Annotated in this window: 19 protein-coding genes and 1 riboswitch; of the genes, 10 read left to right on the top strand and 9 right to left on the bottom strand. The window is 60.0% G+C overall.

The window, feature by feature from the left end; all coding sequences use genetic code 11:
- Nucleotide 1: 1 nt before the first annotated feature.
- The 4 genes from AAY24_RS02710 to putA all read right to left on the bottom strand — a co-directional run bounded on the left by AAY24_RS02710 (nucleotide 2) and on the right by putA (nucleotide 6,564).
- Nucleotides 2-916: an ABC transporter ATP-binding protein gene (locus AAY24_RS02710; RefSeq protein WP_046858376.1), complete on the bottom strand. Its 915-nt coding sequence runs from the start codon at nucleotides 914-916 to the stop codon at nucleotides 2-4.
- Nucleotides 913-2,262, bottom strand: coding sequence for a high-affinity branched-chain amino acid ABC transporter permease LivM (gene livM, locus AAY24_RS02705; RefSeq protein WP_046858375.1), 1,350 nt, complete (start codon nucleotides 2,260-2,262; stop codon nucleotides 913-915). The genes AAY24_RS02710 and livM overlap by 4 nt, the downstream gene beginning before the upstream one ends.
- 2 nt (nucleotides 2,263-2,264) lie before the next feature.
- Nucleotides 2,265-3,179 (bottom strand): ABC transporter permease subunit, encoded by a 915-nt coding sequence (locus tag AAY24_RS02700; protein WP_046858374.1) that lies wholly within the window; start codon nucleotides 3,177-3,179, stop codon nucleotides 2,265-2,267.
- Nucleotides 3,180-3,378: 199 nt separating this feature from the next.
- Nucleotides 3,379-6,564, bottom strand: coding sequence for a bifunctional proline dehydrogenase/L-glutamate gamma-semialdehyde dehydrogenase PutA (gene putA / locus AAY24_RS02695; protein ID WP_335337205.1), 3,186 nt, complete (start codon nucleotides 6,562-6,564; stop codon nucleotides 3,379-3,381).
- 353 nt (nucleotides 6,565-6,917) lie between these two features.
- On the opposite strand from putA, the gene AAY24_RS02690 reads away from it, so the two are divergent.
- The 4 genes from AAY24_RS02690 to cmoB all read left to right on the top strand — a co-directional run bounded on the left by AAY24_RS02690 (nucleotide 6,918) and on the right by cmoB (nucleotide 10,643).
- On the top strand, nucleotides 6,918-7,712 hold the full coding sequence (locus AAY24_RS02690) for an alpha/beta fold hydrolase (RefSeq protein ID WP_052761015.1): 795 nt from the start codon (nucleotides 6,918-6,920) through the stop codon (nucleotides 7,710-7,712).
- 140 nt (nucleotides 7,713-7,852) lie between these two features.
- Nucleotides 7,853-8,848 (top strand): YhdH/YhfP family quinone oxidoreductase, encoded by a 996-nt coding sequence (locus AAY24_RS02685; protein ID WP_046858373.1) that lies wholly within the window; start codon nucleotides 7,853-7,855, stop codon nucleotides 8,846-8,848.
- Between the two features lie 80 nt (nucleotides 8,849-8,928).
- On the top strand, nucleotides 8,929-9,666 hold the full coding sequence (cmoA, locus tag AAY24_RS02680; RefSeq protein WP_046858372.1) for a carboxy-S-adenosyl-L-methionine synthase CmoA: 738 nt from the start codon (nucleotides 8,929-8,931) through the stop codon (nucleotides 9,664-9,666).
- Complete coding sequence (gene cmoB / locus AAY24_RS02675) at nucleotides 9,663-10,643, top strand: tRNA 5-methoxyuridine(34)/uridine 5-oxyacetic acid(34) synthase CmoB (protein ID WP_335337204.1); 981 nt, start codon at nucleotides 9,663-9,665, stop codon at nucleotides 10,641-10,643. The genes cmoA and cmoB overlap by 4 nt, the downstream gene beginning before the upstream one ends.
- A gap of 126 nt (nucleotides 10,644-10,769) precedes the next feature.
- Here the strand turns inward: cmoB and AAY24_RS02670 are convergent, their stop codons facing one another.
- Entirely contained in the window at nucleotides 10,770-11,654 is an 885-nt protein-coding gene (locus AAY24_RS02670) for a hypothetical protein (RefSeq protein ID WP_046858371.1), read from the bottom strand.
- A 256-nt stretch (nucleotides 11,655-11,910) separates the two neighbouring features.
- Nucleotides 11,911-12,111: riboswitch (cobalamin riboswitch) on the top strand.
- 180 nt (nucleotides 12,112-12,291) lie between these two features.
- On the opposite strand from AAY24_RS02670, the gene AAY24_RS02665 reads away from it, so the two are divergent.
- Nucleotides 12,292-12,516 carry a helix-turn-helix domain-containing protein gene (locus tag AAY24_RS02665; protein WP_046858370.1) on the top strand — a complete coding sequence of 75 codons (225 nt, stop codon included), beginning with the start codon at nucleotides 12,292-12,294 and terminating at the stop codon, nucleotides 12,514-12,516.
- 141 nt (nucleotides 12,517-12,657) lie between these two features.
- Nucleotides 12,658-13,578 (top strand): NAD(+) diphosphatase, encoded by a 921-nt coding sequence (nudC, locus tag AAY24_RS02660; protein ID WP_046858369.1) that lies wholly within the window; start codon nucleotides 12,658-12,660, stop codon nucleotides 13,576-13,578.
- Nucleotides 13,579-13,611: 33 nt separating this feature from the next.
- On the opposite strand, the gene AAY24_RS18375 is transcribed toward nudC, so the two are convergent.
- From AAY24_RS18375 to AAY24_RS02645, 3 genes are all read right to left on the bottom strand, one after another.
- Nucleotides 13,612-15,069 carry a metal ABC transporter solute-binding protein, Zn/Mn family gene (locus tag AAY24_RS18375; protein ID WP_199930472.1) on the bottom strand — a complete coding sequence of 486 codons (1,458 nt, stop codon included), beginning with the start codon at nucleotides 15,067-15,069 and terminating at the stop codon, nucleotides 13,612-13,614.
- Between the two features lie 42 nt (nucleotides 15,070-15,111).
- The gene (locus AAY24_RS02650; protein ID WP_046858368.1) at nucleotides 15,112-15,456 is read right to left on the bottom strand and encodes a hypothetical protein; all 345 of its coding nucleotides are present in this window, start codon (nucleotides 15,454-15,456) and stop codon (nucleotides 15,112-15,114) included.
- 131 nt (nucleotides 15,457-15,587) lie between these two features.
- Entirely contained in the window at nucleotides 15,588-16,151 is a 564-nt protein-coding gene (locus tag AAY24_RS02645) for a DUF2889 domain-containing protein (RefSeq protein ID WP_046858367.1), read from the bottom strand.
- Nucleotides 16,152-16,295: 144 nt separating this feature from the next.
- On the opposite strand from AAY24_RS02645, the gene AAY24_RS18370 reads away from it, so the two are divergent.
- The gene (locus tag AAY24_RS18370) at nucleotides 16,296-17,267 is read left to right on the top strand and encodes an esterase-like activity of phytase family protein (RefSeq protein WP_052761012.1); all 972 of its coding nucleotides are present in this window, start codon (nucleotides 16,296-16,298) and stop codon (nucleotides 17,265-17,267) included.
- Here AAY24_RS18370 and AAY24_RS02630 read toward each other — a convergent pair.
- Entirely contained in the window at nucleotides 17,243-17,878 is a 636-nt protein-coding gene (locus AAY24_RS02630; protein WP_046858364.1) for an arylesterase, read from the bottom strand. The genes AAY24_RS18370 and AAY24_RS02630 overlap by 25 nt on opposite strands.
- Between AAY24_RS02630 and AAY24_RS02625 the strand changes: the two genes are divergently transcribed.
- From AAY24_RS02625 to AAY24_RS02615, 3 genes are read left to right on the top strand one after another with little or no spacing between them, the layout of a single operon-like run.
- Nucleotides 17,877-18,572, top strand: a complete 696-nt coding sequence (locus AAY24_RS02625; protein WP_046858363.1) for an ABC transporter ATP-binding protein — start codon at nucleotides 17,877-17,879, stop codon at nucleotides 18,570-18,572. The two genes, AAY24_RS02630 and AAY24_RS02625, sit on opposite strands and share 2 nt — an antisense overlap.
- Nucleotides 18,569-21,061 carry an ABC transporter permease gene (locus AAY24_RS02620; protein WP_046858362.1) on the top strand — a complete coding sequence of 831 codons (2,493 nt, stop codon included), beginning with the start codon at nucleotides 18,569-18,571 and terminating at the stop codon, nucleotides 21,059-21,061. The genes AAY24_RS02625 and AAY24_RS02620 overlap by 4 nt, the downstream gene beginning before the upstream one ends.
- Nucleotides 21,058-23,382, top strand: coding sequence for a DNA polymerase II (locus AAY24_RS02615; RefSeq protein WP_046858361.1), 2,325 nt, complete (start codon nucleotides 21,058-21,060; stop codon nucleotides 23,380-23,382). The genes AAY24_RS02620 and AAY24_RS02615 overlap by 4 nt, the downstream gene beginning before the upstream one ends.
- The last annotated feature ends 3 nt before the right edge of the window (nucleotides 23,383-23,385 follow it).

Raw genomic sequence — 23,385 nt, 5'->3', positions numbered from 1 at the left:
ATCAGGCACCCTCCCTGTTTTGCGGATCAAGATCCTTTCTGAGGTCCGCTTCTACCTCAGGAGGCAATGCCTCTGTCTCATCCTCACCCAGATAGGCCCGAATGACATTGGGATCGGAGCGCACATAGAGCGGGGTACCATCGGATATCTTGCTGCCGTAATCGAGCACGATCACGTGATCCGAAATCTCCATCACCACGCTCATATCGTGTTCAATCAACAGCAGCCCGATCCGGTGTTCATCCTTGATGTAGTTCAGCAAGGCGTTGAGTTCCCCTGACTCCTTCGGATTCAGCCCCGCGGCCGGCTCATCCAGACAGAGCAGGGTCGGCTTGATGCACATGGCCCGGGCAATCTCCAGTCGTCGCTGGGCGCCATAGGGGAGATTGCCCGCATTGATATCGGCCAGCCGGGTCAGTCCCACCCGGTCCAGCCAGTAGCGCGCCAGATCGGCCGCCTCCTGCTCCTTTTTCCGATAGCCGCGAAAACCGAACAGGCCGGTTACTGTATAACCGGATGCCTTCATCAATTCGTTATGTTGGGCAACGACCAGATTCTCCAGCACCGACATCTCCGAGAAGAGACGAATATTCTGGAAGGTCCGGGCAACGTGGGCCTTCTGGGCGATGCGAAACCCATCCATCCGTTCCAGCAGAAAGGTTTCCCCCCGGGCCCGCAGGGTCAACCGGCCGACAGTGGGTGTATAGAAGCCGGTGATACAGTTGAACAGAGTGGTTTTACCGGCCCCATTCGGTCCGATAATCGCGGTAATCTCCCCCTCGCCCGCGGCGAAGGAGACATCATCAATGGCGGTCAGGCCACCAAACCGCATGGTCAGGTGCTCAATGGTCAACAGCGGTGCAACGCCACTGGGTATGACCAGTTCAGGTGACAGGGAGGATACGCTACTGCTCATGCCCGCTCCCCCGCAGCTGCTGGCGGACTCTCTTCAGGCGGCGGCTCACCATCCGGATGGAGTTTGATGGTGGGTTCACGATGAGCCAGCAGTCCGCGTGGTTTCCACACCATGATGGCAACCATCAGACCACCGAAGGCGAGCATGCGATACTCCTCCAACTCCCGGAACAACTCGGTGCCGCCGATCAGCAAAACTGCCGCGATCGCCACGCCCACCTGGGAACCCATTCCACCCAGCACCACGATGGCAAGGATCACTGCCGATTCGATAAAAGTAAAACTCTCGGGACTGATAAAGGCCTGCCGGGTGGCGAAGAAGGAGCCGGCAAAGCCGGCAAACATGGCACCCAGGGCAAACGCCGTCAGCTTGGTATTGGTGGGATTGATACCCAGCGATCGGCACGCTATCTCATCTTCCCGCAGCGCCTCCCAGGCACGACCCACCGGCATTTTGCGGATACACAGGGTGAAGAAATTGGTCATCAGCGCCAGAACCAGGATCAGATAATAGAGGAAGATCAGCCGGTGCATGGAGGAGTAATCGAGGTCGAAGAACTGGTGAAAAGTCTCAGCCCCCTCGCTGGCCCTGCGCTTGAACTCCAGGCCGAAGAAACTGGGCCGTGGAATACCGGAGATGCCATCAGGCCCGTTGGTGAAGGTGTACCAGTTGAGCAGGATCACCCGGATAATTTCACCGAACCCCAGGGTAACAATGGCCAGGTAATCGCCACGCAGCCGCAGAACCGGAAACCCCAGCAGCACACCAAAACCGGCCGCACAGAGCCCGGCCAGGGGCAGGCAGACCCAGAATGAGAGATCAAAATAGAGGGCAAACAGGGCATAGGAGTAGGCGCCAACGGCATAGAACGCCACGTAACCCAGATCCAGCAGGCCGGCCAGTCCGACCACAATATTGAGTCCCCAACCCAACATCACATAGATCAACACATAGGTGGCTATATCCACCACGTAGCGGTCGGCAAACGGCAGCATGGGTAACACCAGGGCGAAGGCGATGAACAGCGGACCGCCAATGGTGGAAAAGCGTTTCACAATGGTTGCCGCGCGCCTCTCCTCCCGCTTGAGATCCCGTTTTGCCGGTTGCCGGGCGGCCTTCCATTCACGGCGGAAGGCAAACAGCAAACGGCCGAAAAATACCGACATGACGGCCACCGCCACCAGGGGCCAGCGGGTCGTGATACCCAGCCCGGAGCTGGTATCCACCGTGCGGAAACCGAGCATGACCACAGTCAGGCCCAGGGCCACCAGCGCGGCGACAGCCGACTCCTTCAACAGCGCGGGAAAATCGATGGCGCGGGGTTCGTTACTGGATTCGATCGTCATACCTACACCTTCTCGATTTCCGGTTTCCCCAACAGCCCGGTGGGCCGGAAGATCAGCACCAGCACCAGAATGGCGAAGGCGGCCACATCCTTGTACTCGATACTGAAGTAGGCAGACCAGTAGGTCTCAATCAGGCCAATCAGCAGACCACCCAGCATGGCGCCCGGCAACGATCCGATACCACCCAGCACCGCCGCGGTAAACGCTTTGATGCCGGCCAGAAAACCGATATAGAAATCGATCACTCCGTAATAAAGCACGAACAGCATACCGGCCACCGCCGCCAGCGCGGCCCCCATGACGAAGGTCAGCGAGATGGTCCGGTCCACATTAATGCCGAGCAGGGCCGACATGGTTCGGTCCTGTTCACAGCCCCGCTGCGCCCTCCCCAGTGAAGTGCGGGCGATCAACAGCGCAAACCCTGTCATCAGTGCAATGGTCAACAACACGATCACGATCTGCAGATAGCTGACCGTAATAGGGAAACTGCCACCCTCCAGAAAAGTGAATCCGCCGGAGATAACCGGAGGTACGGGACGGACCCGGGCCCCCTGCAGCAGCTGGACATAGTTCTGCAGGAAGATCGACATCCCGATGGCGGAGATCAGGGGAGCGAGCCGGAATGACCCCCGCAGCGGCCGGTAAGCCAGTCGTTCCACCGTCCAGCCGTATATTGCGGCGATCAGCATGGAGACCAGCAGTACGATCAGCAGCGCCAGGGGAATCCAGGTGATACCGATAATTCCGAGCACCAGAAAAGTGATCAGGGAAAGAAACGCACCGATCATGAAAATATCGCCATGCGCAAAATTGATCATGCCGATAATGCCATACACCATGGTGTAGCCGATGGCGATCAGTCCGTAAATCGACCCAAGCGTAACGCCGTTGATTAACTGCTGGATAAAGTATTCCATGCACTCCTCACAGGTCTCTTCTTGTTATATTGCAGCCGCGCATCGACCCGTATATAGCGGTCTCTGCCGACTGTCTGATCAGCTTGTTACCGGCGCTGAAATGTTTTCTTTTTATATCGCTCTACATTCTTATAGTTAGTAATCCGCACAATAACAACTTTCACAGCCCAATCAGATTGAGATGCAGCAGCGCCCCGGATCATCGGATCACGCTGTTTTGCAGGGACAGCAGCGTTGCATTACCACCAATCGCTGCGCTGTTGATGGTGCGGGTTCTCTCCGTGGCGAAGCGCAGCAGATAGTGTGGACCGCCCGCTTTGGGTCCGGTGCCAGACAGGCCCAGACCACCAAACGGCTGCACACCAACTACCGCACCAATCTGGTTTCTGTTGATATAGACATTGCCCACCCGCACTCGCGATTCAATATAACGACTGGTGGTTTCATTGCGGGAATGGATGCCCAGGGTAAGACCATAGCCGGCCTGGTTGATCTGGCTGATCACCTCGTCCAACCCGGCAGCCTTGAAGCGGATCACATGCAGGACAGGACCAAAGTGCTCGCGGTCGAGCTGATCCATACGCTTGATCTCAAACGCCACCGGTGCCACGAAACAGCCGGCTTCCCCATCCGGGGGCAAGGGCGTCTCGGCAATCAGCCTGGCCTGCTGGCGCATCTCGCTGATATGTTGCTGCAGCGTACGGCGGGCCGCTTCATCAATAACCGGCCCCACATCGCTCTCCAGATGACAGGGATCGCCCACCGTCAGCTCCGCCATGGCTCCCCTGAGCAGATCCAGTATGCGGTCGGCCACATCCTCCTGGACAAACAGTACCCGCAGCGCGGAGCAGCGCTGTCCGGCACTGGTAAAGGCGGAAGCGACCACATCCTGAATCACCTGCTCCGGCAGTGCGGTACTATCCACGATCATGGCATTCTGCCCACCGGTCTCCGCCACCAGTGTGGCGATGGGTGCGTTGCGCGCCGCCAGGGAACGGTTGATCTGCCAGGCCGTTTCAGTGGAGCCGGTAAAGGCCACGCCGGTAATCCCTGCATGGGCAGTGAGCAGAGGCCCGATCCGCCGCCCCTCCCCCGGCACCAGTTGCAGCACCTCGCCCGGAATTCCGGCCTGGTGGAACAGAGTGACAGCACGGGCGGCGATCAGGCTGGTCTGCTCCGCAGGTTTTGCAAGCACGCAGTTGCCGGCCACCAGGGCCGCCATCACCTGGCCGGTGAAGATGGCCAGGGGAAAATTCCAGGGACTGATACAGACAAACACTCCCCGTCCCTGCAGATAGAGTTCATTGGTCTCACCGGTGGGACCGTCCAGAGTGACTGGCGTACCAAACAGTTGTCGAGCCTGTACCGCGTAATAGCGACAGAAATCCACCGCCTCGCGCACTTCGTCGATGGCATCCTGCAGAGTTTTGCCGGCCTCCAGCTGGCAGAGAGCAATCAACTCCGCCCGGTGAGTTTCCAACAGATCGGCGGCCCGCTCCAGGGCGGCTGAACGCTCCTTCACCGGCGTCCCGTTCCAGCGGGGGAATGCCTGCTGTGCTCCCTGGATCGCCTGCGCGACCGTTTCACTGTCCGCCTCAAACAGGCTGCCCACCTGGATGGCCCGATCCTGGGGAGCCCGTACCGGCAGCGCCGTGCCGGTCTCCATGGCGCTGCCGTTGACGATAGGACAGGCCTGCCAGCGCTGTTTGTAAAAACCGGCGACCTGTTGTTGCAATGGCAACCGTTGATCCGCCACGTTGATATTCAGTCCCTGGGAATTGCCCCGTGTCGGCCCATAGATTGCCGTTGGTAACGGGATACGCTCATTGGCCAGGGTCTGGTTACGGCACAACTGGATGACCGAATGTTCGATCAGGGAATCCACCGGCGTCGCCCGATCAATCAAGCGATGCACAAAAGAGGAGTTGGCGCCGTTTTCCAGTAACCGCCGCACCAGGTAGGGCAGCAGATCCTTGTGGCTCCCCACCGGGGCGTAGATACGTACCCGGTTACTGTAACGCTCCCTGACAGTTGCATAGAGCGCATCCCCCATACCGTGCAGGCGCTGGAACTCAAACTCATCATGGGAGGCCATGCTGGCGACGCTGGCCACGGTATGGGCATTGTGGGTGGCGAACTGGGGATAGAGCAGCCCCCGCACCGGTTCACTCAGCAGGAAACGGGCACAGGCCAGATAGGAGACATCGGTCGCCTCTTTGCGGGTGAATACCGGATAGCCCGGCAGACCCAGTTGCTGTGCATGCTTGATCTCGCTGTCCCAGTAAGCCCCCTTGACCAGGCGCAGCGGTATCCGATCCCCCTGGCTGTTGGCCAGCGCCGCCAGCCAGCAGAGCACCGGCAACGCCCGCTTCTGATAGGCCTGCACCACCAGGCCGATGTTGCCCCAGCCCCGGCTGACCCGGTCCCGGTAGAGCTGCTCGAACAGATCCAGGGACAGCTCCAGCCGATCCGCCTCTTCCGCATCGATAGTGATACCCACATCCAGCTCCCGGGCCAGTTGGATCAGACGCCGCATCCGTTCACCCAACTCCCCCATCACCCGCTGTTTCTGGGCCTGTTCATAGCGGGGATGCAGGGCCGACAACTTGATGGAGATACTGGAACGACCGGCCGGATCTGACCGGGGTTTCTCACTGCCAATGACGCGGATCGCCTGGCTGTATGCGTCGAAATAGTGGTCGGCATCCTGGCCCGTAATGGCGGCCTCCCCCAGCATATCGAAGGAGTAGCTGTAACCCGCCTCCCGCAACCGGCGACTGTTGACCAGTGCCTCGGCAATGGTGCGGCCCAGCACAAACTGCCGTCCCATGATTTTCATCGCCTGGTGCATCGCCTGCCGCACCACCGGCTCGCTCAGACGGTTCACCAGCCGGTTGATAATGGTGGCCGGTTCATCATCCATACCGGCATCCAGGGTAATCACCTTACCGGTCAGCAGCAGCCCCCAGGTGGAGGCATTGACCAGCAGGGATTGGCTGCGCTGCAGATGCTGTTTCCAGTCGGCTACGGTCAGCTTGTCCCTGATCAGGGCATCCGCGGTGGCACTGTCGGGGATACGCATCAGCGCTTCTGCCAGGCACATCAGCAGCACCCCTTCCCGGGTATCCAGGCTGTACTCCAGCAGCAGGGCGTCGATCATGTGGATGGCATCATCCCGCTCCCGCACAGCCTGGATCAGACCAGCACTCTCCCGGGTGATCTTCTCCAGCAGATCATCGACTGGGCGGGCCAGCGGAATGAGCGTCTCAAGCAGACGCGCTTCGTCTACGCAATAGAGGGGGCTGATGCGCTCCTTGAGCAGATCGGGGGCCTGCTGAATGGTGTTGCTATCCAAGGCAGTGCTGGCATCGAATGGGATTATCACAACAGCTGACTCCTCTGGCTGGACCCGCAGACTCGGTTGAGAATAGCGACAGGTTACCTGTGTCAAACTGTAGCACGCAGAAAAACAGCTACCGGCCATGCCCCAACCCTCTATTCAGCATGGCCTATCCTTTAACCGGCCACCCGCCCCCTGGGCCGGATTACTTTTGCCGGTAACAGTAACCAAGCCCCTCACTCCACCACTGTGGAGTGCTCTGCACTGCTCCCCAGTAACGGCGTGAAATAGTCTGATCCGCGCAGCGGCGAGTTTTCTCACGGACCGCTCGCTGACACAGGTTGCATCCACCTGCCTGCTAACCAATAATCGTGCGGCGACAAACCACGGGAGAGTCCATGTATCTTGAACAGGTAATTGATGACCGGGGAGCCGGTACACCTCTGGTCCTGCTGCACAGCTCCCTGAGCAACCGCACCCAGTGGCGCAAACTGAGCGAACGGTTGCAGTCCGAATACCGGGTTCTGGCTATCGATCTATACGGCTATGGCGCCGGCGAATACCCCGACGAACCCGCACAATTCAACCTGGCACAGGAAGCCGGGCGCATAGCCCATATAACCGGGCAGCGGCTCGGGGAAGCGCCGTTTCACCTGATCGGACACTCCTATGGAGGCGCCACGGCCCTGCGCCTGGCCCATGCCCAACCCGATCGTATCCTCTCCCTCGGCCTGTACGAGCCGGTCGCCTTTCATCTGCTGGAGAGGGATGAGCAGGCCTACCAGATTGTTCAGCAGGTCTACTCCCGCCTGAGTGAACTGCTGGCGGCCGATGCAATTGCCGAAGCCACTGCCCTGTTTATCGATTTCTGGAGTGCTCCCGGCACCTACGACAGACTCCCAGCGGAACGACAGCGCCTGTTAAATCACCATTTCCCCAAGGTTCAGCTCGATTTCAATGCCATACTGGGAGAGCACCTCCGGGCAGCCCAGTATCGCAACCTCACTATGCCGGTTTGCCTGTTACGCAGCCCGGAGAGTCCCCTACCCAGCCGCCGGGTCGCGGAGGTCCTTGAACAGCATCTGCCACAGGTGGAGACACACTGGCTCCAGGGTGGTCACATGGCCCCGATAAGCCATGCGGACACGGTCAATCCTTACTGGATCGAATTCCTAAAACGGCTGCAGGAGTGATCCGATGATTCAACTGGATCGATCTGACGACCTTGCCCCTGTCAACCTGGATTGCTAGGTTGTAGGGAGATCCCACGCTTGCAGCAGGATTTCTCGCGCTGCCGATCTTTTACCCCACTATCCCCATCAGGAGATAAACAATGAGCGAAACACAATTTCGCGCCCTGGTTGTAGAAGAGGCTGAACCGAACAGATATGTCACCCACATCAGGACCCGCCGGATCGACGAACTGCCCGCCGGCGAAGTGCTGGTGAAAGTGCACTACTCTGCCCTGAACTATAAGGATGCCCTCTCCTCCATTGGTAACAAGGGGGTGACCCGCAACTATCCCCACACCCCGGGCATCGATGCGGCCGGTGTGGTTGTCGCCAGTGAACAGGCCGATTTTGCCGTGGGTGACCAGATCATCGTCACCAGCTACGACCTGGGCATGAATACCGACGGTGCCCTGGCTGAATATATTCGTGTGCCGGCGGCCTGGGTGATCAAGCGGCCCCAGGGCCTGAGCCTGAAAGCGGCGATGATGTTCGGCACCGCCGGCCTGACCGCTGCCCTGATGATGGATGCCCTGGTGCGTAACGGCGTCACCCCCGAGGCCGGGCCGGTGCTGGTCACCGGTGCCACCGGTGGCGTGGGCAGCCTGGCGGTGGCCATGCTGGCCAAGGCGGGATTTTCCGTCACAGCGGTTACCGGCAAGGTGGATGCGGCAGACTTTTTACAATCGCTTGGTGCCAACGAAGTGGTTGGCCGGGAAGCGATTATTGACACCCAGCGCCCGATGCTGAAGGAGCAGTGGGCCGGGGTTATCGATGTGGTGGGCGGCGACATGCTGGCCAGCGCCATTAAGGCGACCCGTTATGGCGGCGTTGTCACCTGTGCCGGCCTGGTGGGCTCCCCGGAACTTCACACCACGGTGTTTCCGTTCATCCTGCGCGGGGTATCCCTGATCGGCGTCGACTCGGCTGAAGCCGACATGGCCGAACGGGTCACCGCCTGGAATCGCATGGCCAGCGAATGGAAACCGGACTGCCTGGATACCCTCACCACCGAAATCACCCTCGATGAGGTACCGGAAAAGCTCAAACAGATCCTCCAGGGACAGGCCCATGGCCACTACCTGGTCAAGATAGCCTGACGCCTGCCAATCAGGGATAATGGCCGCCCGCGGTAGTGTCGCGGGTGGCCATTTCTCTTTCCGGACCATCGACCATCCAGATGAAACGCAATACAGAGCAGGACCGGGTCTACTCCGACCCGAGGGAACAGATTGACAAGTTTGTCTTCGACCAGCAGGTAGCACGGGTATTTCCCGACATGATCGGGCGCTCGGTGCCAGGCTACGACAGCGTGATCAATCTCAGTGGGGTACTGGCGGCCCAGTATGTGCAGCCCGACACACTCTGTTATGACCTGGGCTGTTCCCTGGGGGCCACCTCCCTGGCTATTCGGAATGGTATCCGGGTGCCGGGTTGCCGCATTATCGCGGTGGACAACTCGCCGGCCATGCTGGAACAGGCGGCGAAACGGCTGCCGGCGGCGGACGGTGCCACACCGATCGACTTTGTCTGCGCCGACATCACCCGGATGACGTTTCAAAACACCTCCATGGTGACGCTCAACTTCACCCTGCAGTTCATTCCGCTGGAGGAGCGCAGCGCTCTGCTGCAACGGATCCAGGCCGGATTGCGCCCCGGCGGCATCCTGATCCTGTCAGAAAAGATCCGCTTCGAAGATCCGGAAGAGGAGCAGTTGCAGATCGAGATGCACCACGCCTTCAAACGGGCCAACGGCTATAACGACCTGGAGATCAGCCAGAAACGCAGCGCCCTGGAGAATGTACTGATCCCCGAGAGTCTGGCACGCCACCAGAGCCGTCTGAAACAGGCCGGCTTCCGGCGGGCGGATCTCTGGTTCCAGTGTTTTAACTTCGTCTCACTGGTGGCGCGCAAGTGATCATCGACACAGCAGCGCTTGGCCAGCTGATGCACTCCCATGGACTGGAGAGCTGGGCCGAACAGCTTCCGACTCAGCTGGAACAGATTTTCAACCAGCGGCCCCATGGCGATCTGGATCGCTGGCTGGCGGCAATTGCCCGCCTGCCGACCCTGAAACCGGCCCAGGTGACCCTGGACGACGCCCGGGTATCCGTGACAGGCACTCGCCCCCTGACGGAGTCAGAGCGGTCCGAAATCCACGATCTGCTTCAGCAGCTGCACCCCTGGCGCAAAGGTCCGTTCCAGCTGCACGGCATCCCTATCGATACCGAGTGGCGTTCAGACTGGAAGTGGGACCGGCTGCGGCCACACATCAGCCCGCTAGGGGGACGCAGCGTGCTGGATATCGGCTGTGGCAACGGCTATCACTGCTGGCGTATGGCCGGTGAAGGGGCGGAACTGGTCATCGGCATCGACCCGACCCAGCTGTTTCTGGCCCAGTTCCTCGCTGTCCGCCACTTTCTGGGGCCGGACTGGCCGGTCCATCTGCTGCCCATGGGCATCGAGGATCTGCCGGCCAACCTGCGCGCCTTCGACAGTGTATTCTCCATGGGCGTGCTCTATCACCGACGTTCACCGATAGATCATCTCTATGAGCTGAAGGCGGCACTACGACCCGGTGGTGAGCTGGTTTTGGAAACCCTCGTCATTGAGGGGGACGCAGGCAAGGTGCTGGTACCGGAAGGCCGCTATGCCAAGATGCGTAACGTCTGGTTCATCCCCACCGCGGAGACCCTGGCCGGCTGGCTGAAACGCTGCGGTTTTCGGGACGTGCGGGTGGTGGATGTCACCCCCACCACCACCCAGGAGCAGCGTGCCACCGACTGGATGCGTTTTGAATCCCTGGCCGATTACCTCGACCCACAGAATCAAAGTCGCACGATCGAGGGTTATCCGGCGCCGTTGCGGGCCATCCTGCTGGCCACCGCACCCTAGCCAGGGCGGTTGATCGGGCCCGGAGCCACCCGCAGAAGCGGCTCCCGCCCCGATCTGATGGGAACACCACTCGCGGATGAAACCGCTCCGGCGCCGAAGCCTGGACCAAGGCCGGATTACTACTCCCTACTTACCACCCACGGCCATCTTCAATGACGCTTCGATCCCATCCGGCGCATCGGAGATTTTCATAAAGGTGGACATGGTCAGATCGGGAAAGCTCTGGGCGATGCGGAACTTGCCGTGCAGCATATAGACCCGCTTACCGGACACCAGCAGCTCATAGGGAAGATGGGCGGTATGGCGTAACTCGCCCTGGTCGATAATCTTCATCACCGCCCCATCCGCTCCCGCTCCCTCGGTGACAGAGACACTGAACAGGGACTCATCCTTGCCCAACACATCCACCCGGGCGATCTTGCCAACCCCACCTCTTCCAGCGGCCAGTCCCGCTTCGACCGCGTCCAGAGCGGCCTGGTAAGAGTCAAAACTGGCCAACTCCACCTGATCGTCGAAATAGGGCATGAACATCATGTAGTGATACTCACGCAGATTCTCCCTCGTGCGACCACCCTCCGTGCCGAAGGTTTTGTCCCGTCCCAAAGCGCTCTTCAGACGTTGCGACAGCGTCATGAAATCCCCCGCCATTCGGTAAACATTCCCCATCCATTGCGGGTCGGTATAACTGACCTGTACCAACCCGTCCCGCTCGGTCAGGGCGACCCGCAGCGCCGCCCCAAAACCGCCCATGGGGGATGCCGCGGCCTGCTTGCGCAACAGCTCATCGGTAATGATCAGAATCCGTGCGCCCGCATAGGGGGCATATTCACCCGCAATGGAAAAGCCGGCGCCGGTCAGTGCCTCCCTGACTGTTGCCACCTTGGCATCCAGTGGGGTCTGGACGATCTCCGCCAGCACAAAAGGACGGAGTCGCTCCTCTGCCTGGGCAACCAGTGACAGTGAAGATAAACAGAGTATTAGCAGCACCGCTGCAAGACGGACAGTTCGCATGATTTCCTCCCAAGATGTTGATGGGCCCTGGTCGTGGCCTCTTATTCTGCTCATGATTTTTATAGGTGAGCAGTGTGAATCTAGCAGATCAATCCAGAGAAGAACATTCGATTAATCTTATTCTGGTAATAAGTCACTGTCCCGATCAACCACATCAAATACGGGTTATCAACTCACCGGCAGATGGTGGTGACGCCATTCCCACAGAACCCGGTCACAGCTCGGAAAAAGCGCCTTGCACTGATCAGCGGGCTGTCGATAGAATGGCCCCGATGGTTCCGAAACGGCATCAGCCGACGGGATTAAAAGGGAACACGGAACGGGAAAACCAAGCCGTGGCTGCCCCCGCAACTGTAAGCGGAGAGTTCATGTCAATTTGCCACTGGAGCAATCCGGGAAGGCGACATTCGAACATCGACCCGCGAGCCAGGAGACCTGCCATCGACAAATCATTAATTTCACTGGGACGGGGCGTCCCTAAGGAACAAAACCATGAAATCATCACATAGACCGACCACCGTGACCGGTCAGCTCAAGATTACCTGCCTGCGTTTTTCCACTGCTGAGCCAATCCGTTGCTGTTGCTGAAAGCCAACAGCCGTTGCTCCGACTATCAACCGATTACGCAGGAAACCGTATGCATCACAGTGACCCCTACTCTTTTGCCAAACGACTCAACAGCTGTCTTCATCAAGCGCGTATTTCACAACTGGAACTGGCCAACCGGACCGGACTGAAACCGACCCAGATCAATCACTTCTGCTGCGGCAGACGACTGCCCAATCTGAGAAATTTCAGCAAGATCTGCCAGTCCCTGCCGGGCGCCGATCCACGCTATCTGATGGGCATCACTGATACCTGACACCTGACCGGAAGAGTTGGCCGCCCCCTCCGGATGGAGGCCGGCCGGGATTGCCCGTTTGATCCTGCCCCGGTCTGGAAGCCGTGCGGGAGGTCGTTCCGGTTTTGCTTTTGGAGTAGATTTTGACCATGCTAGGGAGCAATGAAACAGCCCAACTTCTACAGTAATCCGGGATTCGATCGACTGGACCGCTACCGGGATGATACCGATTGGCTGCAATCCATCCTGGCAACCAAGCAGACCCGGCTGCTGCCGGTGTGGCGCAATCAGCATCTGGTGACCGACCATAATCGGCCGGTCTCCTTTCCGGGTGACCAGGACCGGGGGCTGTTGGCGCTCGCCCAAGAGCGGATCCTGCTGGGCCGCGATGGGGAGGGCACTATCTGGCTGGCCCTGGATATTTCCCAGCTCGAGCAACCCCTGGACTGGCTGCCCTGCCCGGCCGAGCAGACTTTCCGTGACCTGCGGGTGGTCGGCCCGCTGGTCGACCGGCACAGTGGGGCGTTGCTGGCCCATGCCCGGGCCATGGTCTACTGGCATCAGCACCACCGTTTCTGCCCTAACTGCGGCAGCCAGACCCACTCAACCCGCGCCGGACACATGCGGGTCTGTAGTGACTCGGCCTGCGGACGGGCACACCACCCGCGCACCGATCCGGCAGTGATCATGCTGGTCCACGACGGCGATTACTGTCTGCTCGGCAGGCAACCTAGCTGGCCACCCGGCATGCACTCCACCCTGGCCGGTTTTGTCGAGCCGGGGGAGAGTCTGGAGGATGCAGTGGCGCGGGAAGTGTGCGAGGAGGCCGGTATCCGGGTGACCGGTATCCGTTACCACTCCTCCCAGCCCTGGCCATTTCCAGCCTCGATTATGCTGGGTTTCTATGCCCGGGCGACCAGTAGCGAAATTCAGGTGGATGGATTGGAGCTGGAGAGCGCCAACTGGTTTCACCGGGACCAGCTGCTGGAATCACCGGAGGATGAGCATTTCCATCTGCCGCGTCGGGACTCCATCTCCTGGCGCCTGATCGAGACCTGGATGAAACGACAGCACCCGGACTGAAGCCCAGCCCGGGTGCGATGGGAAGATATCGGATTATTTCGGCAGGTATTCGTTCAGAGCATCCACCATCTGCTTGGCAGAGATGCCATGGGCAAACTTGGTGATGAACTCTCCATTCGGCGCCATCAGGTAGACGCTGGCGGTGTGATCCATGATATAGAGATCGGGGTCGCCGCCCTCCTCTTCCACCTTCTCATACCTGGCCCTGTATCCTTTAACCACCCGGTCTATCATGCTTCTGCTACCGGTCAGACCCACCAGATTTTCGTTGAAGTATTTCACATAGTTTTTCATCACATCCACATTGTCACGTTCCGGATCGACGGTAATGAAATAGGGTCTGATCAGATTGGCCCGCTCACCGAGCAGGTTCAGCGCCTGTGATATGACCTGCAACGAGGTGGGGCAGATATCGGGACAGAAGGTGTAACCAAAATAGACCAGCTGGAATTTCCCCAGCATATCCTTGTCAGTGAAGATCTGGCCATTGTGATCCACCAGCATGAACTTGGCACCCACCTTGGCGGTTTCCGGCTCATAGAGCTCCTCCTTGGCGGCAACCTGCCCGGCGTCTCCATCAAACTGGAGGCAGGCCTTGATGGTATCGGTATTCTTTTGCATCAGCTCAAAGTAGAGATCCGGTCCGGCCTCCATCGTGGCGCCAAAACTGTCCAGGGTGCCGATATTGATATCCACATCTTCAGTCAGCAGGGGGAGTTCCGGCATCGGCATACCGTATTCGGTCAACAGACAAGCGTAATAGCCCTCTTTCAGTTTGGCGTGATTCTGTAACAGGGAGAGGGCATCAACCGGCTGATAAGGCGCTTGGGCCAGTACGCCCCGGATCTTCAGCGCATAGGCCTGTTCAAAATATTGCAGCGTGTCGTAGTAAGCCATACCCACACCGCTTTTCAGTCCGCGATAGCCGTACTCCAGTTTGCGATCCAGTTCAGCCACCCGCCCCAGCAGCTGGGCACGATTTCTTCGATAGAGATGGGCCCGGCCGGTATCCGCATCCATCAGTGCCCGGGAGAGCTCATCCACCAGAATCAGCACATTGCGGCTGTCCAGCCAGAAATAGGGGTCACGCAGCTCGGCATCTTCCCGCTTGTCCCAGCGGGACGGCAGGATCTTCAGCTCCAGGTTATCCAGCAGGGTAACGACCCGGGCGCCACGCTGTTGTGCCTGGGCAACCGGTTTAACCAGAAATTGCTCCAGTTCCGGCCCCACCCAGACAATCAGATCCGCCTGTTCCAGGCTGGTCTGCTGCTCGGCATCCATCTGGTAATTGAACGGCAGCTTTTCACCATCCAGCAGCAGCTGCGGTCCCTCGGTACCAACCATCAGCCCCGACAGGATGGAGTGGATTGGCTTGATACTGGTGACCACCCGAAAAGCCGAATCGGCCAGGAGTGGCTGGCTGACCAGCAGCAACAATGCCAGAAGAATGGAGTGTAAAGAGTTGAAAAAAACTGCGGTTAGCCTGTTCACGAATTTCTACCCACCTACATGTACTTGGATCGAATGGATCTCTTAATTGGCGAAAGCAGCTTCCAGTTCCAGAATCGCTGCGTCCACCTGCTCGCTGAAGACTCCCTCCTCCGGACAACCGGTCCTGTTCTCGAGGATTTTGAGAAACGCGGTATTGGTGGTGCTATCAAACAACTCCCCGTACTGACGCCGTTTCGGAAGTGTCAGTACCAGAGTTTTTTTCATACGGCGGGTTTCAATCAGATAGTGGCAGTTAAGCGCCATGCCGTTGAGTTCGCCCAGTTTTTGCACCGCGGCCAGCTGTACGTCATCCATGCCGTCCGCCCTTGCCACACTACTGAGCAGTAGTACCAACAGGGTCGCTACAGTCAATCTGAAACCCATCATCGCGCTTATCACCTGAAATTGATCGAATAGTCGTATGAGTGGAGGATTATAGGTACCCGGAACAGCCGGGTAATTGCCTAAAATCAATCTTTAACCTTTCCGTACCCGGTTGCCCAACCCGGGCTGTCGGGTCAATCGGCTGCATCCCGGGGTCCGGTATAGAACTCGGGCCAGCGCTCCCTGACCACCGGCCCATCGCTGGCCAGGCCGATGCAGGCATCCAGAATACGTGGCCGTTGACGCACCGGCTGCTGTCTGGCCCGCTCCTCCAGCGCCCCATGCATGGTCTGATAAGCGGTAGTGGCCAGTGGCCCGAGCAGCTCCATCAGGTGGGTACAGCTCGATTTCCGCTCAATCCGGTCTCTCACTGCACGCATCCAGCCGGGGCCGATTTTCAGACCAATCAACTCCCGCATGATCTCTGCCGTCTGCTTGCAGGCCAGATAGGGGGTATCGTCAGAGACGGCAATCACATCATGGATGACAAAATCCAGATCCAAAGTGATCCTCAGATGCAGGTCATGTACCGGCGCACCCGGCTCCAGATAACCCCGATGGCGGGTATCGAAACCGAAAGTCTTGGTATCGGTCAGATGGGCTTCCAGATCCCAAAGACCATCGCTGCGCAGATAGCCCTGGCAGGTGATCCGGCGGGTATGGAGATGTTCGCGTTCGACGGGGTCGGGTAACGGCACGGCGGTTCAATCTCATGACGACAGGAGTGGGAAACCATAATGGCAACAGCGGCGAATATCAAACCAGGCCGGGATCCGGCACCGGGAAACAAGCACTGCCGGGACCCTTGACGCCTCCCCGGTCGCCGCCTATTGTCTCCCGCCATGACTCTGATTCAACGCCTTTTTTTATGCCTGATTCTGTTACCCGGTTGGGCCCGGGGCGATGCCGACAATCTGATCGGTCGTACGATCGTTGTTTCCGACCAGGTCGGCAACGGTGAACCGTTCATGGGTATCGAACTGCTCGGCAGCCTGGCACTGCGGGGAGATTCGGCACTTGCGGAGCTCTCCGGGCTGGCCTGGGACGAAGATGAACAGCTGTTGTTTGCCATCTCTGACCAGGGCCGGATCGTGAAACTGGCGCCGCACTTCAGCGACGGACACCTCAGCCAGGTAGCGCTGCTTGCGGTCCATCCCCTGCTGGACCGGCGCGGCAAACCACTGCGCGGTGGCTGGAGCGACGCCGAGGGGCTGACATTGGAAAACAGCACCAACGGCATCCGGGGTGACAGCCGCCTGATCATTTCTTTTGAGCGGCACCACCGTATCGAACGCTACTATCCGGATGGTCGCTGGCACTCCACCCTGCCGTTTCCGAGCCTGCTGGGCCAGAGCGACTACCGGCCGAAAAACAACCGGGGACTGGAAGCGGTCACCCTGCACCCGGAGTACGGCATCCTCACCGGCCCCGAGACACCGCGCAGACACCATGCACCCTACCTGATCAACACCAGCGGTCGGACCTGGCAATACCGGTTTCAGGAGGCCGCCGGAGCGCTGGTGGGCCTGGAGGCACTGCCGAATGGTGACCTGATCCTGCTGGAGCGCGCCTACACCTCTATCTTCGCACCCTGGGTGATCACTCTGAACCGGGTGCGGGCCGCTGACCTGGCCACAGCAACAACGGTGCCCATCGAGCTGATCGCCCGCTTTGACAGTGGACAGGGTTGGCTGACACAGAATATCGAGGGATTGACCCGGCACCAGGGCAGTCACTTCTTCATGGTCAGTGATGACGGCAACATGCCCTGGGCCCAGACCCAGTTGATCTATTTCAGGCTCTTGTCGGAGTGAACGGAGGTCTCTTCAAGCATCGGCTGCAACTGCTCCCAGACATGTTCCAGCATTAACGGCTGCCCCTCCGCCGTGGGATGGATGCCATCGCTCTGCATCCACTCCGGCCGATCCGCCACGCCAGCCAGGAAGAACGGCACCAGCGGCACGTTGCGCTGTTCGGCCAGATCCCGATAGATTTGCAGGAACTTCTCGGTAAATGCCTTGCCGAAGTTCGGTGGCAGCATCATGCCCAGCAGCAGTGGCCGGCTATGACTGGCCCGGGCAAGTGTTATCATCTGATCCAGATGGTCACGGGTCTGGCGATTACCGAGTCCACGCAAGCCGTCGTTGCCACCCAGTTCAATAATCAGGATATCCGGTTGGAACTGCTCCAGCGCCCGGGGCAGGCGTGCCAGTCCGCCGGCGGTGGTATCACCCGATATACTGGCATTCACCACCCGATGGGGATAACCCGCCTGTTGCAGGCGGCTTTGTAACAGGGAGACCCAGCCCCGGCTGCGCTCAATACCGTAGGCCGCGCTCAGACTGTCACCCAATACAAGAATCACCGGCTCGGCGGCCGGTACGTTAGACATCGCAAAAATCAGCAGCAGGAAAAGTTTTTTCATGGATACAGATCATAACCCAGATGACATATTGGTAAAGGCTACCGGCGTAGGAAAACAGGTCAATGCGCCGGGCGGCACCCTGACCATTCTGCAGGACATCTCCCTGCAACTGGCCAGCGGCGAGGTAGCCGCCATTCTGGGGGCATCCGGTTCGGGTAAATCCACCCTGCTCGGGCTGCTGGCCGGTCTGGATGAGACCAGCAGCGGCGACATCGAACTGTTTGGCAAGTCCCTCAATGCGCTGAGTGAAGACCAGCGCGCCGCACTGCGGGCCGGCAGAGTCGGATTTGTATTCCAGTCTTTTCAACTGCTACCCGGTATGACTGCCCTGGAAAATGTCATGCTGCCACTGGAGCTGGCCGGTACCGCACAACCGGCGGCAGGTGCCACCGAGGCGCTGCGCCAGGTGGGTCTGGCGGATCGCCTGCACCACTACCCCGGACAGCTCTCCGGCGGCGAACAGCAACGGGTGGCCATCGCCCGTGCCTTCGCCCCCGGCCCCCGGCTGCTGTTTGCCGATGAGCCAACCGGCAGTCTTGACCAGGCCACCGGCAGCCACATTATCGACCTGCTGTTCCAGATGCGGGAGAAGACCGGTGCGGCACTGCTGCTGGTCACCCACGATGAACAGCTGGCAGCCCGCTGTGACCATCGCCTGCGGATCGAGAGCGGCCGCCTGGTGGGTGGCCGATGAATACGCTGTTGCTGGCCCTGCGATTTCTGCGCCGGGATTGGCGCAGCGGTGAACTGCGTCTGTTGGTGCTGGCGTTGATCATTGCCGTATCGGCGGTGACGGCAGTGGGTTTCTTCACGGATCGGGTGGAGCAGGCCATGGTCCTGCAAGCCAATCAGGTGATGGCCGCCGACCTGGTACTCTCCAGCAGCCGCCCGTTACCGGAACAGTTCGAACAGCAGGCCCGATCCGCTGGTCTGCGTACCGCCCACACCCTCAGTTTTCCCAGCGTGATCATGCATCGGGATGAAACCCAGCTGGTGGAGGTCAAGGCGGTCAGCCGCGAATACCCGTTGCGCGGTGAGTTGCGAACCCGCAACCAACCGGGTGCCGAGGAGCAGCGCATCAACCGACCGCCGGCTCCGGGTAATCTGTGGGGCGAAGCGCGGCTGATGGCCGCCCTGGGCATACAACCGGGCGAACAGGTCTCACTGGGGGAAGCGGAGTTCACCCTGGAACAGATTCTGAGTCGGGACTCGGCCCTCGGCAACAGCTTTTTTCGGCTCGGACCGGAAGTGCTGATCGCGCTGGAAGACATTCCGAAAACCGGACTGGTCACTCCGGCCAGCCGGGTACGTTATCGCCTGCTGGTGGCCGGCGACCAGGCCCAGGTGGAGGCATTCCAGAGCTGGAGCCAGTCACAGCTGCCCCGCGGGGTACGGCTGGAGCACCTGAGCAGTGCCCGTCCTGAACTTCGGAAAACCCTGGAACGGGGCAGTCGTTTTCTCAGTCTGGCTGCCCTGGTGGCGGTGCTGGTGGCGGGTGCCACCGTGGCCCTGGCCACCCGGCGGTTTGTTGAACGCCAGTCGGACACCAGCGCCATCATGCGCTGCCTGGGTGCCAGCCAGGCAATGATACTGCAGGTGTTGTCGCTACGTCTGCTACTGCTCGGGCTGCTGGCAAGTCTGCTGGGTATCGGGGTCGGCTGGATGGCCCAATACCTGCTGGCCGGTCTGTTGAGCGACTGGTTTGGTGGCACCCTGCCACCCCCCAGCCCCTGGCCGCTACTGGTGGGTCTGGGTACCGGCATGATCACCCTGATCGGTTTTACCCTGCCGCCGGCTTTGCGATTGGGTGCCGTCCCCCCGTTGCGGGTGCTGCGACGTGACCTGGGCGCACCACCGGCCAGTACCTGGCTGCTGACCCTCTGTGCCATCGGCGCCATGGCACTGCTGATGCGCTGGCAGGCCGGCGATGCCACCCTGGCCGGCTGGGTGCTGCTTGGCACACTCGGAACGGTTCTCCTGCTGTTGCTGGCGGCCTGGCTGCTGATCCGTATGCTCAGACCGTTGCGCCAGCACGGTGGCACCCTGTGGCGTCAGGGGCTGGCCGGACTGTTGCGGGATCCGGCCATGACCGCCCTGCAACTGACCGGCTTCGGCCTGGGTATTCTTGCCATGCTGCTGCTGGGCATTATCCGCATGGATCTGCTGGATGCCTGGCAACGGACCATTCCGGATCAGGCACCCAACCACTTCCTGATTAACATCCAGCCGGAAGATGTAGAGGCCCTGGGCGACTTCTTCCAGCAGCAGGAGATCGCGCAGGCCGGCATCTACCCCATGCTGCGGGCCCGTCTCACCCGGATCAACGGCAGCCCGGTATCACCCGAACAGTATCAGGACGATCGCGCCCAACGACTGGTGGAGCGGGAATTCAACCTCTCCTGGGCAACTGAGCCCCAGGCAGACAACCGGATTGTAGCCGGCCAGTGGTGGGACGCCACGGATCCGGATGCCCGGTTCTTCTCGGTGGAGACGGGTATTGCCGAAAACCTGGGTATCCGGCTGGGCGACAAGCTCAGTTTCGATCTGGCCGGGGTGCCGATCGAAGCGACAGTGGCCAATCTGCGCCAGGTGCAGTGGGATTCGTTCCAACCCAACTTTTTTGTAATCGGCACCCCCGCCCTGCTGCGGGATCACCCCACCAACTACATCACCAGCTTCTACCTGCCACCGGGCCAGGAAGGGATACTGGCGCAACTGGTTAAACAGTTCCCCTCCGTCACTATTATCGATGTGAGTGCCATCATGCAGCAGATCCGTGAAATCATGCAGCGTGGCTCCCTGGCGGTGGAGTACGTATTCCTGTTCACCCTGGCCGCCGGCCTGCTGATGCTCTATACCGGCATTCAGGCGAGCCGGGAACATCGCCAGCAGGAGTCGGTGGTGCTGCGCACCTTGGGCATGCAGCGCCGGGGACTGCTCCAGGCGGCCGGAATTGAGTTCGTCACCCTGGGTCTGCTGGCCGGCGCCCTGGCCAGTGTCTGTGCCACCGCCACCGGCTGGTTCGTCGCCACCGAAGTGTTTGGGTTCACCTTCCGTCCCAGCGCCTCGATCGCCATCGTGGGTATCCTGGGCAGCGGACTCGCTATCGGTATGGCCGGCGTATTGGCCACCTGGCCCCTGACTGTTCATCCCCCCTTGCGGGTGCTGCAAAACCGCACATGAATCCGGCGCAATACAAGGCGTTCCTGCTCACCCGTCACTGGCGTGACGGAGCGAACGGGATAGAACTGCAATTCTGGGCCCATTCAGCGTCCGGACCATTGCGGCTGATCTATCCCGATCAGAAGGCGGTCTGTTTTATTGCACGGGACACTGCCCTGCCCCTGGATGGGGTGCGGGTGGAACGCAAACCGCTGCAGTTGACCGACATGCAGGGTCAACCGGTGGATGGACTCTATTTCCAACAGCAGCGCCAGTTGCAGCAGTTACGTGAGCGAACCGCCGGTAGCAGTACCCTGTTGCTGGAGTCGGATATCAAGGTGGTGGACCGTTTTCTGATGGAGCGTTTTGTCACCGCCCCCATGCAGGTAACCGGCAACCCGCGACAGCGTAACGGTTATCTGGAGCTGATCAACCCCCGTATACAACCCATTGAATACCAGCCGGAACTCAGTTACCTGAGCCTTGATATCGAAACCGACGGCAGTGCCAACCAGGTACTTTCCATCGCCTTCTGTGGCCCCGGCGTGAGACGGATTCTGATGCAGGGGGAAGCCTCTGACTGGCCCAGCGACCTGCCGATCCATTGGGTCAGGGACGAGGCGCAACTGCTGCGGGAGTTTCTGCAACAGATGCAACAGTTGGACCCGGACCTGATCCTGGGCTGGAACCTGATCAACTTCGACCTGGACTATCTGGAGCGACGCTGCCGCGCCCACCATATCCCCTTCACCCTGGGTCGGGGCGGCGAACAGGCTACCATTCTCCAGCCACAACAGAGCGGGCAGGCCAGGATTGCCAGCATTCCCGGCCGGGTGGCCCTGGACGGCATCGACAATCTGCGCGCCGCCTTCTGGTCTTTCGACAGTTTCGCCCTTGACCATGTGGCGGAAAAACTGCTGGGGCGTAAGAAGCTGATCAGTGGCAGCCAGGATAAACTGGCCGAGATTCAGCGCCAGTTCCGGGAGGATCGCCCCGCTCTGGCCGCCTACAACCTGGAGGACTGCCGCCTGGTGGAGGATATCTTCCAGCAGACCGACCTGATCAACTTTGTCCGCCAGCGCGCCACCATGACCGGCCTCTCCCTGGGACGCCAGGGGGGGTCGGTAGCGGCATTCGATAATCTCTACCTGCCGCTGCTGCACCGTGAGGGGGTAGTGGCCCATGACATCGGCGCCTTTCACCACTCCCAGACCAGTCCCGGCGGCTACGTGATGGACTCCCAGCCCGGTCTCTACCAGAATGTACTGGTGCTGGATTTCAAAAGCCTGTATCCCAGCATCATCCGCACTTTTCGCATAGATCCCCTGGGTATGGCGTTTCCCGGTGACGATCCGATCCCCGGCTTCCTGGAGGCCCGCTTCGCCCGGGAACGCCATCTACTGCCGGGCATCATCTCCCGGCTCTGGGCCAGCCGGGACGAGGCCAAGCGGCGCCAGGACAAGGCACTCTCCCAGGCAATCAAGATTATCATGAACTCTTTCTACGGCGTGCTCGGATCCAGCGGCTGCCGTTTCTACGATCCCCGACTCGCCAGCAGCATCACCCGGCGTGGCCACGAAATCATCACCCGCAGCCGCGACTGGCTGGAGGCGGCCGGTTATCCGGTCATCTACGGTGATACCGACTCGGTGTTTGTGCTGCTCGGCGAGGGCTACGATGAGGCCCGGGCCGATGCAACCGGGCGCCAGCTGGCCCGGGAGCTGAATAGCTGGTGGAACGACACCATCGCCCGGGAGTTTCGCGTTCAGTCGGCCCTGGAGATCGAGTATGAAACTCACTTCATCCAGTTCATCATGCCCACCATCCGCGGCACCGAAACCGGTAGCAAGAAACGCTATGCGGGTGTCATCCGCAATGTCCAGGGCGAGTATGAGCTGGTGTTCAAGGGGCTGGAGAGTGTACGCAGCGACTGGACCCCCCTGGCCCAGCGCTTTCAGCGCGAACTCTACCGGCGGATCTTTTTCCAGGAACCCTACGAAGCCTATATCAGCGACCTAGTAGAGCAGCTGAAACGGGGTGAGCTGGATCGGGAGCTGGTCTACCGGAAACGGTTGCGGCGCAAACTGGACGACTACCAGCGGAATGTACCGCCCCATGTGCAGGCGGCCAGAAAGCTGGATAAACCGGGACGCACGGTCAGTTACCTGATCACTCTGAACGGCCCGGAACCGGCGGAGCACTATTTCAGTGGCCGAAGCGGCAGCCCGATCGACTACCAGCACTATATCGACCGCCAGATAGAACCGGTGGCCGACGGCATCCTGCACTTTCTGGACGACAGCTTCAGACGGATCACTGCTGACCAGCTGACGCTGTTCTGAACC

This window comes from Sedimenticola thiotaurini, from assembly GCF_001007875.1.
GTDB lineage: Bacteria > Pseudomonadota > Gammaproteobacteria > Chromatiales > Chromatiaceae > Sedimenticola > Sedimenticola thiotaurini.
The sequence above is the reverse complement of the archived record's forward strand: the minus strand, read 5'-3'. Positions and strand labels throughout refer to the sequence as shown.